This is a genomic window from Salinisphaera aquimarina (assembly GCF_042643355.1).
In the GTDB taxonomy this organism is placed as follows: Bacteria; Pseudomonadota; Gammaproteobacteria; order Nevskiales; family Salinisphaeraceae; genus Salinisphaera; species Salinisphaera aquimarina.
Genome location: NZ_JBHRSS010000003.1, coordinates 1,326,600 through 1,340,277, shown reverse-complemented (window position 1 = coordinate 1,340,277; position 13,678 = coordinate 1,326,600). Strand labels below are relative to the sequence as shown.

General features: G+C 65.3%; 12 protein-coding genes. 2 read left to right on the top strand and 10 right to left on the bottom strand.

Annotated features, from left to right (window positions below; all coding sequences use genetic code 11):
* Window positions 1-255: 255 nt before the first annotated feature.
* The 7 genes from ACFOSU_RS09670 to ACFOSU_RS09640 all read right to left on the bottom strand — a co-directional run bounded on the left by ACFOSU_RS09670 (window position 256) and on the right by ACFOSU_RS09640 (window position 6,956).
* Window positions 256-543 carry an EscU/YscU/HrcU family type III secretion system export apparatus switch protein gene (locus ACFOSU_RS09670; protein ID WP_380688880.1) on the bottom strand — a complete coding sequence of 96 codons (288 nt, stop codon included), beginning with the start codon at window positions 541-543 and terminating at the stop codon, window positions 256-258.
* Window positions 540-1,625 (bottom strand): flagellar hook-length control protein FliK, encoded by a 1,086-nt coding sequence (gene fliK, locus ACFOSU_RS09665; RefSeq protein WP_380688878.1) that lies wholly within the window; start codon window positions 1,623-1,625, stop codon window positions 540-542. Before fliK ends, ACFOSU_RS09670 begins: the two co-directional genes overlap by 4 nt.
* A 26-nt stretch (window positions 1,626-1,651) precedes the next feature.
* On the bottom strand, window positions 1,652-1,993 hold the full coding sequence (locus ACFOSU_RS09660) for a flagellar protein FliT (RefSeq protein ID WP_380688876.1): 342 nt from the start codon (window positions 1,991-1,993) through the stop codon (window positions 1,652-1,654).
* Window positions 1,994-2,015: 22 nt separating this feature from the next.
* The gene (gene fliS, locus ACFOSU_RS09655; RefSeq protein ID WP_380688874.1) at window positions 2,016-2,414 is read right to left on the bottom strand and encodes a flagellar export chaperone FliS; all 399 of its coding nucleotides are present in this window, start codon (window positions 2,412-2,414) and stop codon (window positions 2,016-2,018) included.
* Window positions 2,415-2,475: 61 nt separating this feature from the next.
* Window positions 2,476-3,900: a flagellar filament capping protein FliD gene (gene fliD / locus ACFOSU_RS09650; protein WP_380688872.1), complete on the bottom strand. Its 1,425-nt coding sequence runs from the start codon at window positions 3,898-3,900 to the stop codon at window positions 2,476-2,478.
* A 166-nt stretch (window positions 3,901-4,066) separates the two neighbouring features.
* Window positions 4,067-4,453 carry a hypothetical protein gene (locus ACFOSU_RS09645; RefSeq protein ID WP_380688870.1) on the bottom strand — a complete coding sequence of 129 codons (387 nt, stop codon included), beginning with the start codon at window positions 4,451-4,453 and terminating at the stop codon, window positions 4,067-4,069.
* Between the two features lie 433 nt (window positions 4,454-4,886).
* Entirely contained in the window at window positions 4,887-6,956 is a 2,070-nt protein-coding gene (locus ACFOSU_RS09640; RefSeq protein ID WP_380688868.1) for an ATP-dependent helicase, read from the bottom strand.
* Window positions 6,957-7,107: 151 nt separating this feature from the next.
* On the opposite strand from ACFOSU_RS09640, the gene ACFOSU_RS09635 reads away from it, so the two are divergent.
* Window positions 7,108-8,793, top strand: coding sequence for a methyl-accepting chemotaxis protein (locus ACFOSU_RS09635; RefSeq protein ID WP_380688866.1), 1,686 nt, complete (start codon window positions 7,108-7,110; stop codon window positions 8,791-8,793).
* 62 nt (window positions 8,794-8,855) lie between these two features.
* Window positions 8,856-10,046, top strand: a complete 1,191-nt coding sequence (locus tag ACFOSU_RS09630) for an amino acid aminotransferase (RefSeq protein WP_380688864.1) — start codon at window positions 8,856-8,858, stop codon at window positions 10,044-10,046.
* 71 nt (window positions 10,047-10,117) lie between these two features.
* On the opposite strand, the gene ACFOSU_RS09625 is transcribed toward ACFOSU_RS09630, so the two are convergent.
* The 3 genes from ACFOSU_RS09625 to upp all read right to left on the bottom strand — a co-directional run bounded on the left by ACFOSU_RS09625 (window position 10,118) and on the right by upp (window position 13,660).
* Complete coding sequence (locus tag ACFOSU_RS09625; protein WP_380688862.1) at window positions 10,118-11,605, bottom strand: flavin-containing monooxygenase; 1,488 nt, start codon at window positions 11,603-11,605, stop codon at window positions 10,118-10,120.
* Window positions 11,606-11,669: 64 nt separating this feature from the next.
* Window positions 11,670-12,941, bottom strand: coding sequence for a uracil-xanthine permease family protein (locus ACFOSU_RS09620; RefSeq protein ID WP_380688860.1), 1,272 nt, complete (start codon window positions 12,939-12,941; stop codon window positions 11,670-11,672).
* Between the two features lie 86 nt (window positions 12,942-13,027).
* A complete protein-coding gene (gene upp, locus ACFOSU_RS09615; protein WP_380688858.1) occupies window positions 13,028-13,660 on the bottom strand; it encodes a uracil phosphoribosyltransferase in 633 nt (210 codons plus the stop codon).
* Window positions 13,661-13,678 lie beyond the last annotated feature (18 nt).

The window sequence follows — 13,678 nt, the reverse complement described above, 5'->3', positions numbered from 1 at the left end:
AACACACCTCAGACAAACGCTCATACACGCCAAAACATCCTCGTTATGTGTCTTTGGCAGGCACCATATTAAGCATGTGCATTCAACACTATACGCCCTCTGACGCACAAACAAGGCGGCTTCGTCTCCGATTCCAGTGGCAGAGACTTGCCGATACAGCGCGATACCTTGGGGTATAAACCTTCGCCGATTCCGTCCGGAGACTGGAATCGAGTTTTGCAAAGACCGCGGAATGAGTCGGCGCGCGGCCGCGGGTTAATCGGCGCGCGCGCTTGCCGCCTCGAGCTCGTACACCCACACCAGCAATTCGGCGACCGCCCGGTAGAGTTCCGGCGGGATATGCTCATCCAGATCGAGATGCATGAGCAGGCGCACGAGTTCCGGGGACTTGTGCGTATACAGGTCATGCGCCTGTGCCTTGGCGATGATCGCGTCGGCCACATCGCCGTAGCCTTTGGCGACAACCCGTGGCGCCTCGTCGCCGTCCTGGTAACGCAGCGCTACCGCGTGGGCACGGCTATCGGGTATGTCGGATGGCTTCATTCTGCTGCGCCCTCCGGATCGCGGATCAGACGCACGCTGGCCTGGCCGCAGCCGGCACGCTCGAGACGATCGACCAGGGTGGCTGTATCGGCCCCGAGCATTGCCGCACCCTCGGGGCGTTCGGCCCAGGCAAACACCTGCACCTGGCGGGCGGCCAGCGCCAGGCGCACCTCGACCGTGCCCAGATGCGGCAGTTCCAGCCGCAGCGAGGTGCTATAGCGCGCCGCAACGTCCTCGGGCACCGGCGCGGGTTCCGACTCGCCGGATTCTTCGTGCTCGATCTGCCAATCCAGGGACACATCGGGCCAGGCCTGTCCCTGCCAGCGAAAGATCGACTGATTGAGCGTATCCAGCTGCTGGCGCACCAGCGCCAGCAGGCGGTCGTCGACCAGCGTCGACAGCGTATGGTGGCCCTGACCGGACGGGCGGCCGCCATCGGCGTCGCCCGAATCGACCGCGCTGACCACAGCGCGTGCCGCCGCTGCGGCCGTCGTTTCCGAACGCGTCAGCTGCGCTTGCGGCTCCTCGCGCAACTGGTTGATCGGCCGCCGGCCTTCGAGCCATTGCAGCAGGTGCGACTCGTAGAACACGCCGCTGTGGCTCACCTGCTGGCTGAGTATCAGGGCCAGCGTGGCCGGACTGGGCGTGCTCGCCGGCCCCAGCAGCGGGGCGCGAATGGGCGCCGGTGGCGCCGAGGTCTGGGCCAATCGGCCCAGCAGCGTTGCGATGGTCGCTCCGGCTCGGCTCAGATGCGCATGCGCCGAGGGGGCCGGCGACAATGTCTGTGCGGGCCCCGCCGCCAACCGGGCGCCGCTGGCTTGGGTCGCCGCGGGACGCACATCGGCACGCCGAGCCGACCCGTCGTCGGCCGCCGGCGCGCGCGCCGAACGCGACAGTCCGGCCGCCAGCGCCGACTCGCGGATACCGGCTTCACCGCGCCCCGGGGTCTCGCGAACCGCGGCGACCGAGGCGATCGCCGACAGCGGCGAGTTCGGACGCGTCGCGCTGAAACGCTCGATATCGCCGCGCCGGCCCAGCACCTGCGGCAACAGCGTGTCGAGTATCGGCGTTATCGTGCCCACGGACAGCGGGTTCCGGCAGCCGCAGGCTAGCCGGACATGCCCGCTTCGTAGGCCTGGCTCACGCGCTGGCGGCTGCGTGATTGGGTCATGATCTCGCTGATCTCACGCATGCGCGCGTGCAGCAGGCCGCGCACGCTGTCCTCGGCCTGGCAGATTTCCACCAGCAACTCGTACTTGAGCACGCGCGTGGTTTCATCGAGATCCAGTTCCTTTTCGATATCGGCCAGTTGCGCCACATGACAGACATACTCGTCCTGGAGCGCCACCAGTGCGTCCCAGTCGCCGTTGTGGGCGTGGGCGAGCATCTTGTGGCCCCGGGCGAGGATGTCCCGATACTCATCGATGATGATGTTGTTGCTGATTTCCACGTTTATATCTCGCTCCAGGTAGTCAGGCAGGCACGGCGGCGACGCCGATCTGTTTCCAGGCCGAACCGATATCTTCCAGCAGCGTATCCACTTCGAGGACCAGCGCGGCATCGTTGTGCAGGTTCGCCCGCATCAGCGTGCGAACCATGTAGTCATAGAGACTGTCGAGGCGCTCGGCAATCTCGCCGCCCTGCTCGAAATCCAGCGCGGCGCGCAGACCACGTTCGATGATATCGATGGCCTTGGAAAGCGCCACGCCCTTGGTCGCGAAATCTTTCTGCGCGATCGCCCACTGACTCTTCTTGAGCGCGGCGCGGGCGCCGTCGAAAAGCATGACGATCAGCTGATGCGGACTGGCGCTCATGGCGCCCGTCTGCAGGCCGACATGGGCATAGGCATTCGCCGCCTGGCGTGCATGCATGACCATTTGATTCTCCTTGAAAACCGTTTATCCAGTTGCCGTATTTCTAGGCGCCATATTGCTAGTTGGAGTTGTCGCTGCTGTTGTTGTTCAGCATGCCCAACTGCTGGGTGAGGTAGTTGCCGGTGGAATTGAGCGAGGACATCAGTGAGTCGAGCTCGATGAACTGCTGGCGGTAGCGTTCGATGGTGGCGTCGATGGAGTCCTGCATGCTGTCCATGCGATCGCCGAGGCCGTCGATTCGATTCTCGGTGCCGGTCTTCGCGGCCGACAGCAGGCCGTTATCGCCGACCAGACGCTCGAGCGCATTCCCGAGCATCCCGGCCACGCCGCTGTTTTCGTCGCTGCCGTCGCCGCTCATCAGCGCGGCCACGTCGGCGCGATTGTCGGCGAGCGCGGCATCGAAGGTGTCGTCGTCGATTTCCATGGTGCCGTCGTTCTGTAGCGACACGCCGATCTGGGCGAGTGCATTGAAGCTCGAGCCCTCGACCGGCGTGTTGAGCGCGCCGCGCAGCTGGGTCTGGATCGAGCGTACGGTGGAATCGCCGATCAGCACGCCGTTGGTGCCGTCCTCGCCGCCGTACGACGTCAGGCTGGACGATACGCTCTGCAGCCGGTTGTAGGCCGACACGAAGGTCTCGAACGCTTTCTTGATCTTGCCGTCGTCGCGGCTGCTGGTGATCGTTTCGCTCTGCTCGGTGGTGCCGGACAGCGTCACGGTCACGCCCTGGATCGCCTCCTCGAGCGTATTGCTCTGGCTTTCCACGGTGACGCCGTTGACCCGCACCGAGGCGTTCTCCGCAGCGACCGTTTCCTGCATCGAGCCGCTATGGGTGGCGCTGTCATAGGCCAGCAGGCCCGAAAGCGCGGTCTCACCGGCCGGCTCGGCCACGGCCACGCTGATCTGCGAATCCGTACCGGTCTGTTCGGACGACAGCACGATACGATAGCCCGCGGCGCTGCCATCATTGATGATCGACGCATTGACACCGATATCCGCGCCGTTGATCGCGTCGCGCAGGCCTTCGAGGCTGCTGTCGGCCGGATCAACGGCGATGTCGACGCTGTTGCTCACGTTGCCCGCGCCATCGCCCAGCGACAGGGTGATCGTGCCGCCCTGCCCGACCGGGCTGTCGATCGCTGCCTGTCCGGCGCTGACCAGCGACTGCGCCTTGGCAATGCGATCGACGTCGACGGAGTAGCGGCCCGGCACCGCATCGGCGCTGCCTTCAACCTTGAACGCCTCGGACTCGCTGGCAACCTGCGTGCTCTTGTACAGATCGGCCTTGCCCAGCGCCTCGCTGGCGGTCTGCACCTGCTCGAGCGCACCCTGCAGCACGCCATAGGCCGACAGCTGCGACTTGAAGCTGCTCTGCTGCGTCTTGAGCGGGGTCAGGCGTGACTGCTCCGAGCTCTTGAGGCTGTCGAGAAGCCCGCTCAGATCGAGATTGGAACCGATGCCCAGAGACGAGATAGAAGAAGCCATGGCAGGTACTTCCGTAGCGGCGCCCGAACCCGCGGCGCCCCCGTTGAAAATGTTAGCGCGACTATCGGCAGCATCTGCGGATTACTTTACTGCGATTTCGCGCCGCCGCCGAGGGCAGCGACAGCACGTGCACAGCGCCCGCTAGGCGAGCCCGAAACAGACCCCGTTACGGCCGCGTCGACCAGCTGCGGCCACCGGACTCGGGCGTCTGTCCCAGGGGGCAGCCCGCGCCACTCGTGGAAATCGTGCGGCCACTCGCACCGCTGCAGATGGCCGCGCCGCGAGGCTTGCCATCGTAACCGTCGAGGCGATAACTGTCGGGCACGTAGTTGCCGCGCCAGTGTTCGGTCTCGGGCTCGATGAGCACCTCGGGATACACCGACTGCGGCTGCCCCGGGATGCCGTCATGGCCGTGGCGCCGGGTGTGGGCGTCGCCCCGGTCGCGCGCCTGTGCGCGGGCGGGCGCGACCTGCCGCGCCGTGTCGGCGGCCGACGCCGGCACGACAGGCAGCAGTGCCAGCATGGGCGCCACCATCAGAGCGAGTGCGGCCACGGTCGGTAACCGCCCGGCAGAGATTCGTTGTGAAGACATGGCAGCGGCCTCGGCGCGAAGCGGATAGCAAAAATGTAGCACGCGCGTCCGGTCTATAGCCGCATTCAAGCGCCACCTACACGCCAGTCAGAATGGTCCGGAAAAGGCGTGGATCGAGTGGTCAGACCCGCACCGACGCCGAATCAAGACACTCAACCGGCAACAACGAACGGGTCTCCGCACCGCGAAACCGGCGGCTTCGTTAGCGCAAACCGCTGCGAGCATGGAAGCACTGACGGTGATCGGGCGCGTGGTTCATGCCATCGAGGAGATTCACGACAGCTCGGGTTAGAGCGTCGAAATCATGACCGTCATCGAGGCTATCGTCCTGCGGACCGAGCTACTCGCCCTCAGTGCGGCCGCGGAAGCAGAGCATGCCGGACGCCTGCAACCATTACTGCCAGAGTTGGCGCGCGGCGGCGCCCAGATCGATGCGCGCGCTGGCGATGGCCTGTTCGGCGACCGCGCGCGCGGCGGGCCGGTCGGTCGTGGTCTGGAAATGCGCCATCACCGCCGGCGTCAGAAAACGGCTGGTCGCGCCATAGACATGCCGGTCGCCGTGGCGATGCTGCTCGGTGACGTAGTAACGCAGCGGCGAAATGATCTCGAGCTGATTCCTGGCCCGCGTGAAGGCGACATACATCAGCCGCCGCTCCTCATCGAGCGCGGTGGCGCTGTGGGTCGAATACTCGCTGGGAAACGTGCCGTCGGCGACGTGTAGTACATAGACGCTATCCCATTCCCGACCCTTGGCGCTGTGCACGGTCGACAGCACCAGATAATCCTCGTCGAGATCGGCGTCGTCGTTGTGGTCTCCGGTGGCCGAGGGCGGGTCGAGGGTCAGTTCGGTGAGAAAGACGCTGCGCTCGGGGTAATGGCCGGCCATGCGCACGAGATCATCGATATCGCCGGCCCGGGCGGTCACCGGTGCTTCGAAGCGATCCTCGAGCTGGCCCTTGTACCAGTGCGCCAGCGGCTCGCTCAGACCCGGCCAGCCGGCCGACCTATCGCCGGCTGCGGCGAGCTGAGCCATCAGCGTCTGCCAGGCCTCGCGGTCGGCTCGCGGCGCCTTGAAGCGAGCCAGGCTGGCGAGTGAATGATTGTGGCGCTCCAGATGATCGTAGGCCTCGCGCGCCGTCGCCGGGCCCACGCCGGGCACCATCTGAAACACCCGAAAAGCCGCGATCTCGTTCTTCGGGTTGTCAGTGAGCCGCAGCAGGGCGAGCAGATCCTTGACGTGGGCGGCTTCCAGGAACTTGAGGCCACCATACTTGCGAAACGGAATATCGCGGCGGATCAGCTCCACCTCGAGATCGTTGGCGTGATGGGCGTTGCGAAACAGTACCGCCTGCTGTTTGAGCGCTACCCCGGTCTCGCGCCGGGCGAGCACCTGCTCGACCACGTGGGTGGCCTCATCGTGGCTGTCGGTCACGGTCACATGGCGCGGCTTCACGCCGGCGCCACGCGCGCTGAACAGCCGCTTGGGATAGCTGCGCGACGATTCGTCGATCAGCGCATTGGCCGCGTCGAGGATCGCCGTGGTGGAACGGTAATTCTGTTCCAGTTTGACCACACGGGTGCCGGGATAGGCATCTGGAAAACCGAGGATATTGTCGACTTCGGCGGCCCGGAAACCATAGATCGCCTGTGCGTCGTCGCCGACCACGCACAGACCGCGTCCATCCGGGCACAGCCGCGCGAGGATGTCGGCCTGGAGCACGTTGGTGTCCTGGTATTCGTCCACCAGCACATGGTCGAAACGCGCGCTGATGGCCAGCGCCAGCGCGTCGTCGCGCACCATCATCGCCCAGTAGAGCAGCAGGTCATCATAGTCGAGCGCCGCGCGGTCGAGCTTGCGCTCGGTATAGGCGGCGAACAGGCGCTTGAGATCGTCGTGGTGAGCCTCGCACCAAGGGTAGCGGCTGGACAGGACCTCGGCGAGCGTGGCCTGGCGGTTGATCACCTGCGAATAGATGCCCAGACAGGTGTCCTTGCGCGGAAAGCGCAGATCGCGACGGGCCAGATCCAGCCCCTGGCGGCAGACATCGAGCAGATCGGCGGCATCGCCGCGATCCATCACCGAGAAATTCTCCGCCAGGCCGACGTTGTCGGCGTACTCGCGCAGCAGGCGCGCACCGACGGCGTGAAAGGTGCCGGCCCAGGGCAGGCGCACGCTCTGCCCCTTTTTGCCACGCGCGGCGAGCACGGAATCGATGACGTGCTGGGCGCGCCGGCCCATCTCGTCGGCAGCGCGGCGCGAGAAGGTCAGCAACAGGATACGGCGCGGGTCCACGCCCGAGAGCACCAGATGCGCGGCGCGATGCGACAGCGCCTGGGTCTTGCCGCTGCCGGCACCGGCGATCACCAGCAGTGGCCCGGCGCTATAGCCGCCGCACCCGGCCTCGCCGTGGGTGACAGCCTCGCGCTGGCGTTCGTTGAGTTCGTCCAGATAGGCGGTGTCCATCGCGACAGATTAGCGATCCCGGTGGGTCAGATCGTGACCCTGGCCACGCCCGGTCGTACCAGCCGACTCGCGGCATCGACACGGGACCGCGAGCCGCTAAAGCCGCCGCGACACGCGCCGATAGGGCCGGCACCGACACAGGGGACATGCGATGAGACGATGGGGATCGACCGGACTTTGCGTGCTGCTCGTGGCGGCGGCGTTCGCGGCCGCCACGTATCTGGAGCCGGCGTGGCGGGCCTATGTCGCCGCCCTGCTCGGGCTGCTCGCCGGCCTGTGCCACGATCGCTTGGGTGCGATCTATCACGGCGATGAAACACGGCTGGAGCGGATGAACCGCCGCGGCCGACCCGCCGCGACGCGCGACTATCTGTCGCTGCGCCGCATGGCCTATCGGCTGGTTCGGCGCGGAGGGCGCACCGCCATCGTCTCCGCCGAGGTATCGCAGCACGCCGACCGGCTGGCGCGCCGCCTGGGCGAACAGGAGACGATCGTGCACGACGCGGCGGCCAGCATGCAGGCGATCAGTACCGCCATCAGCCAGGTTTCTACGAGCGCCAGCCAGGTGTCGGAACTGGCCAGCCGCTCGCGCGACGCCAGCCAGGAGAGCCGCGAGGCGCTGGATCAGGTGATCGGCGAGATGGCCGATCTGGCGGCGCGTTCCGACGACGCGCTGGCCCTGCTGGAAACGCTGAGCCGCAAGAGCGAAAGCGTGCGCGACGTGACCGGGCTGATCGAGGAGATCGCCGAGCAGACCAACCTGCTGTCGCTGAATGCCTCCATCGAGGCGGCGCGGGCGGGCGAACACGGCCGTGGCTTCGCGGTGGTGGCCGGCGAGGTGCGTAATCTCGCCAAACGTACCGCCGAAGCCACCAAGCGGGTCGAGTCGCAGGTCGACGAGATCGGCGACAGCAGCCAGAAGGTGGTCGACAACATCGGTCATCTCATGCGCCGGGTCGGCGATCGCGCCAAGGATATCGAGGCGGTGGGCGAGCGCCTGAACACCATGACCCGGGATTTCGACGTGGTGGACACCGAGATCGCGGCGATCGCGGTGTCGATGAACGACACCCGCGGCCACAGCCAGCAGGTCAGCGAAACGCTGGGCGTGCTTCAAACGCATGTCGACGACGGCAATCGCGATATGCATGCGCTCGCCGAACAGGCGCAGACGCTCATGCAGGCGGCCGAGGAGGTCGAGGGCGAGCTGGCCCAGCAGCGTCTCGACAGCCGCCACCAGCAGGTGTTCACCCTCGCCCGCAAGGCCGCGGATCGTATCGGCGCCGTGCTCACCGGGGCACTCAAGAGCGGCGAGCTGTCCGAGCGCGACCTGTTCGAGATCCGCTACCTGCCGATTCCGGGCACCAATCCGCCCAAGTATCACACCGCCTACGACAGTCTTACCGACCGTCATCTGCCGGATATCCAGGACCCGGTACTGGAGACGCTGGAGGCCGCTTACGCCATGACCTGCGACCGGCGCGGCTACGTACCGACCCACAATCGCCGCTCGAGTCGGCCGCCCACGGGTGATTACGAGACCGACCTCAAGTACAGCCGCCAGAAACGTCTGTTCGACGACGCCACCGGCGGACGTTGTGGCAACCACGACCAGCCCCTGCTGGTACAGACCTACAAGCGCGATACCGGCGAGGTCATGCACGATCTGTCGGTGCCGGTCTACGTCGCCGGCCGGCACTGGGGCGGCTTTCGCATCGGCTATCACCCCGTGCCGGCCGAGGTGGCGGCGAAATCCGCGCCGACCTCGTCGACGACCTCCAGCACGGGCTTGGCCCAGGCCCCGACGCATTCGGCAGCGACCTACGCGAGCGGTTAAACTAGACGCGAATCCGTATTGCGGCGACTTCCGTCGGCGCAACCAATGAGGAAATGCGACGCATGTTCGAACCGATTGAACGCGTACCCGGGGACGCGATCCTCGGGCTCATCGAAGCCTTCAAGAGTGATTCCAACCCTAACAAGGTGGATCTGGGTGTGGGCGTCTATCGCGACGACAACGGCATCACGCCGGTCATGCGCGCGGTCAAGGCGGCCGAGAAACAGCTCATCGAAAGCGAGAAGACCAAGGCCTATATCGGCTCGCACGGTGATCCCGACTACGGCAGCCACGTGCTCAGAACCGTGCTCGGCGAAGACAGCCGGCTACTGGCCGACAACCGCGTGAGCGCAACCCAGTCGCCGGGCGGCACCGGCGCCCTGCGCCTGGCCGCGGATTTCATTGCCTCGCAGCTGCCGGGCAAGTCGATCTGGCTGTCCGATCCGACCTGGCCGAATCATCTCGGCGTGTTCGCTGCAGCCGGCCTGAACCTCGAGAAATATCCCTATGTCGACGCCGACAACCGGCTCGATTTCGACGGCATGCTCGGTGCGCTCAAGAAAATCCCCGAGGGCGACGTGGTGCTGCTGCACGCCTGCTGTCACAACCCGACCGGTTTCGACCTGTCGCAGGACCAGTGGCAACAGGTACTCGAAGTGGTCAAGGCACGCGCCCTGCTGCCGCTGCTCGACTTCGCCTACCAGGGCTTCGGCGATGGCATGGACGAGGACGCCTACGGCGTACGCCTGCTGGCCGAAAATCTCGACGAAGCGATCATCACCCAGTCCTGCTCCAAGAACTTCGGCATCTATCGCGAACGCACCGGCTGTTTCATCGCGATCGCGAAGAACAGCGAAGAGATGGAAGACGTACGTTCGCAGCTGGCGATCACCGCCCGCGAGAACTACTCCAACCCGCCCGCACACGGCAGCGCCATCGTGGCCACCATCTTCAACTCGCCCGAGTTGAAGCAGATGTGGCGCGAGGAGCTCGACCAGATGCGGGCGCGCATCAACGGCCTGCGCAGCGATTTCGTCAAAGCGCTCGCCCCGCACGGTCTGGACGAACGCTTTGCCCATGTGGCCGAGCAGCGCGGCATGTTCTCGTACACGGGCTTGAAGCCGGAACATGTGGAGAAGCTGCGCGACAAGCACGGCATCTACATGGTCAAGTCCGGCCGGGCCAACGTCGCGGGCCTGTCCAGCACCAATCTCGAGTATGTCTGCAACGCGATTGCCGACGTGGTCAAGTAGCGCGCGCTGACGCGGTGTCCTGAAGAAAGGCCTGTCCACCATATGTGGACGGGCCTTTTTCGTTTCAGGATCTACACGACCTCGTATTCGCTGAGCTTGAAGCGCCGCATCGACCACGCGTATTCCGTGGCCAGGCCGGGGAACAGCGTGTGGTTCTCGCCGTGCGCGTCCAGATACCAGCTCTGGCAGCCGGACGTCCACGACGTGTAACGCATCCGGTTCTGCAGTTTGTCGTGATAGCGGCGCATGACTTTCGGTTTTACCGCGATCGCCGTGAGGTTCTTGTCGAGCAGCGTCCTGATCGCCTGGGTGATGTATTTCGCCTGGGCTTCGGTATACACGAGCACGGAGGTGTGGCCCGGGCCGGTGTTGGGTCCGAGCATGAAGAACCAGTTGGGCACGCCCGCGGTGGCCACGCCCTTGTAGGCCTTGCCGCCCGGGCCGCCCCATTTCTCGGCCAGGGTTTCGCCGCCCGCGCCCACGATCGGAAACGGCGGCTCGGCGATATTGATCTTGAAGCCGGTGGCGGTGACGATCACGTCGGCTTCGATTTCGCGACCGTCGACCAGGCGGATGCCGGTTTCGGTGAAGCAATCCAGGGCGGTGGTTTCCACGCTCACGTTGTCGCGCGCCAGCGCCGGGTAATAATTGCTGGCGAACAGCACGCGCTTGCAGCCGATGTCGTAGTCTGGGGTGAGTTTTTCCCGCAACGTCGGATCCTCGATCGCCGTGCGCATGTTGCGCAGCGCCAGTTTCTTCATGCCCGTGGCCAGGGGCGAGTCCAGGATCACCGCCGGGCCGACCAGACCTTCGGTGATCGCCAGCAAGGTGCGCCGAAACAGCGTCTGGGCGAACGGCAGACGCCGGAACGTGGCTTTCATCCGCTCCGGCAACGCCCGGTCGACCTTGGGCAGGACATAGGGCGCGCTGCGCTGGAGCACGGTCAGCTGTGCCACCTCGTCGCAGATCGACGGGATGACCTGGATCGCGCTCGCGCCCGTACCGATCACCACGACTTTCCTGCCGGCCAGGTCGACGTCGTGGTCCCAGCGGGCGGTGTGTACAACAGCGCCCTTGAAGTCGTCGCGGCTCTTGAAGGCCGGAGTCGATGGCTCGACCAGGCCGCCCACCGCGGAGATCACCGCGCGGGCGGTATGGATCGTGCCGTCGCTGGCGGTGAGCCGCCATACCCCGTCGGCGTCATCGAAATCGGCGCGGACGATGCCGACCCCGAAGCGCAGATGATCGTGCAGATCGTATTTCATCGCACAGCGCTGGATATAGCGCTGTATCTCGGCAGAGCCGGAATAGGTCGTCGACCAGTCCGGATTCTGCTCGAAGGAATAGGAATACAGATGCGAGGGCACGTCGCAGGCACAGCCCGGGTAGGTGTTGTCGCGCCAGGTGCCGCCGACGTCGTCGGCGCGCTCGAGGATGAGAAAATCCTCGATGCCCTCGGCCCTGAGCCGGATACCGGCGTTGATGCCGGAAAATCCGGCGCCGATGACGATCACGTCACGGGTGGGCAGGTCGATCGCATTGGCGGCGGTCTGCGGCATGAGTTCTTCCGGGCGTTGCTATTTGGCCCAGTAAAACTTTGACATTGATCAATGTCAAATTTATTCAGCCGCCCCGATCCCGCCGTGAGCGAGCCCGTGGCAACACCAGATTGAGCAGCACGCCCAGTACACCGGCCAGGGCAATTCCTTCCAGCGTGAATTCGCCCGCGGAGAAACTCAGGCCGCCGATGCCGGTGACCAGAATCAGACCGACGATCGCCATATTGCGCGGCTCGGACAGATCCTCGCCCGACTTCACCAGGCTGTTCATGCCGACCACGATGATCGCGCCGAACAACAGGATGATGATGCCACCCATCACCGGCGTGGGAATGCTCGCCAGCAGCGCCCCGAGCTTGCCGACGAAGGCGAACACGATGGCAAAGCCCGCGGCCCAGGTCATCAGCGCCGGATTGAAGGCGCGCGTGAGCGTGACCGCGCCGGTAACTTCCGAATAGGTGGTGTTCGGCGGCCCGCCGAGCATGGCCGCCAGCGACGTGGCCAGCCCGTCGCCGAGCATGGTCCGATCGATACCCGGATCCTTGAGGTAATCCTTGCCGGTCACCGAGCGGATGGCGACGATGTCGCCGAAGTGTTCGATTGCCGGCGCAATCGCCACCGGCACCATGAACAGAATCGCCTGCCAGTTCCATTCCGGGAATACGAAATCCGGGGCGGCGAACCAGGGTGCCGCGGCCACGCCCGAGAAATCCACCAGCCCGAATGGCAGGCTGGCGAGATAGCCCACAAAGACACCGGAGAGAATCGGCACCAGCGACATGAAACCGCGCGCCAGCAGCGACACGCCGACGGTGACTGTCAGCGCCACGAATGAAACGATCATCGCCGGCACCGGGTCGACCAGCACGGTCTCGCCGTTGCCGTCGAGCCCCATCGCCAGATTGACCGCGACCGGCGCCAGAATCAGGCCGATGACCATGATCACCGGCCCGGTGACGACCGGCGGCAGCAGGCGCGTGATCACGCCCACGCCGCGCCAGCGAATCAGCAGACTGATCAGGATATAGACGCCGCCGGCGGCCATCAGCCCGCACAGCGTGCCAGGAATGCCCCAGGTCTGGACGCCGTAGAGGATCGGCGCGATGAAGGCGAACGACGAGGCCAGAAAGACCGGCACCCGGCCGCGCGTGACCACCTGGAAGACCAGCGTGCCGAGCCCGGCCGTGAACAGCGCCACGTTGGGATCCAGGCCGGTAAGCAAGGGCACCAGCACCAGCGAGCCGAAGGCCACGAACAGCATCTGTGCTCCGAGCAGGCCGTCTCGAAGGCGCAGCCGGTAGGCCGTGGGCTCACCGTCGTGCATGGCTTGGGCCATGTATGAACTCCCCTTGAATCCCGAATTTGACCGCGGCAGCACGCGACGGTGCAGCGCGCGATTTATCCATGCATGAAGCGCGTCGGCTACTTGGTGCCGTACATCCGGTCGCCGGCATCGCCCAGACCGGGGCGGATATAGCCGTGATCGTCCAGGCGCTCGTCGATCGCCGCCGTGAATACCGGCACGTCGGGGTGCGCTTCGCGCAGCGCCTTCACGCCTTCGGGCGCGGCCAGCAGACACAGGAACTTCAAGTTCTTCGCCCCCAGCTTCTTCAGATGCGTGAGTGCCGCGATCGCGGAGTTGCCGGTCGCCAGCATCGGATCGACCACGATCACCCGGCGTTCGTCGATATCGCCCGGCACCTTGGAGTAATACTCCACCGCCTGCAGCGTCTTCGGGTCGCGGTACATGCCGATATGGCCGACACGCGCCGAGGGCATGAGCTCGACCATGCCTTCGAGCAAGCCGTTGCCGGCGCGCAGGATCGACACGAAGCACAGCTTCTTGCCGGCCAGCACCGGCGCCTCCATTTCCTGTAGCGGCGTTTCGATATGTTCGCTGGTCAATTCCAGATCGCGGGTGATCTCGTAGGTCAGCAGATGCGCGACCTCGCGCAGCAGACTGCGGAATTTCTGGGTCGACGAATTCTTGCGCCGCATCAGGGTAAGCTTGTGTGCGATCAGCGGGTGGTCGATAACGGTGACGTTTTCATCCATGGTCGGCTCGTTCCTCGG

Excerpts from the sequence above, each read along its gene's own strand:
- ACFOSU_RS09620 (WP_380688860.1), bottom strand. The coding sequence starts at position 12,941 with ATGGCCCAAGCCATGCACGACGGTGAGCCCACGGCCTACCGGCTGCGC.
- ACFOSU_RS09635 (WP_380688866.1), top strand. The coding sequence starts at position 7,108 with ATGAGACGATGGGGATCGACCGGACTTTGCGTGCTGCTCGTGGCGGCG.
- upp (WP_380688858.1), bottom strand. The coding sequence starts at position 13,660 with ATGGATGAAAACGTCACCGTTATCGACCACCCGCTGATCGCACACAAG.
- fliS (WP_380688874.1), bottom strand. The coding sequence starts at position 2,414 with ATGCATGCACGCCAGGCGGCGAATGCCTATGCCCATGTCGGCCTGCAG.
- ACFOSU_RS09630 (WP_380688864.1), top strand. The coding sequence starts at position 8,856 with ATGTTCGAACCGATTGAACGCGTACCCGGGGACGCGATCCTCGGGCTC.
- ACFOSU_RS09670 (WP_380688880.1), bottom strand. The coding sequence starts at position 543 with ATGAAGCCATCCGACATACCCGATAGCCGTGCCCACGCGGTAGCGCTG.
- ACFOSU_RS09625 (WP_380688862.1), bottom strand. The coding sequence starts at position 11,605 with ATGCCGCAGACCGCCGCCAATGCGATCGACCTGCCCACCCGTGACGTG.
- fliD (WP_380688872.1), bottom strand. The coding sequence starts at position 3,900 with ATGGCTTCTTCTATCTCGTCTCTGGGCATCGGTTCCAATCTCGATCTG.
- ACFOSU_RS09640 (WP_380688868.1), bottom strand. The coding sequence starts at position 6,956 with ATGGACACCGCCTATCTGGACGAACTCAACGAACGCCAGCGCGAGGCT.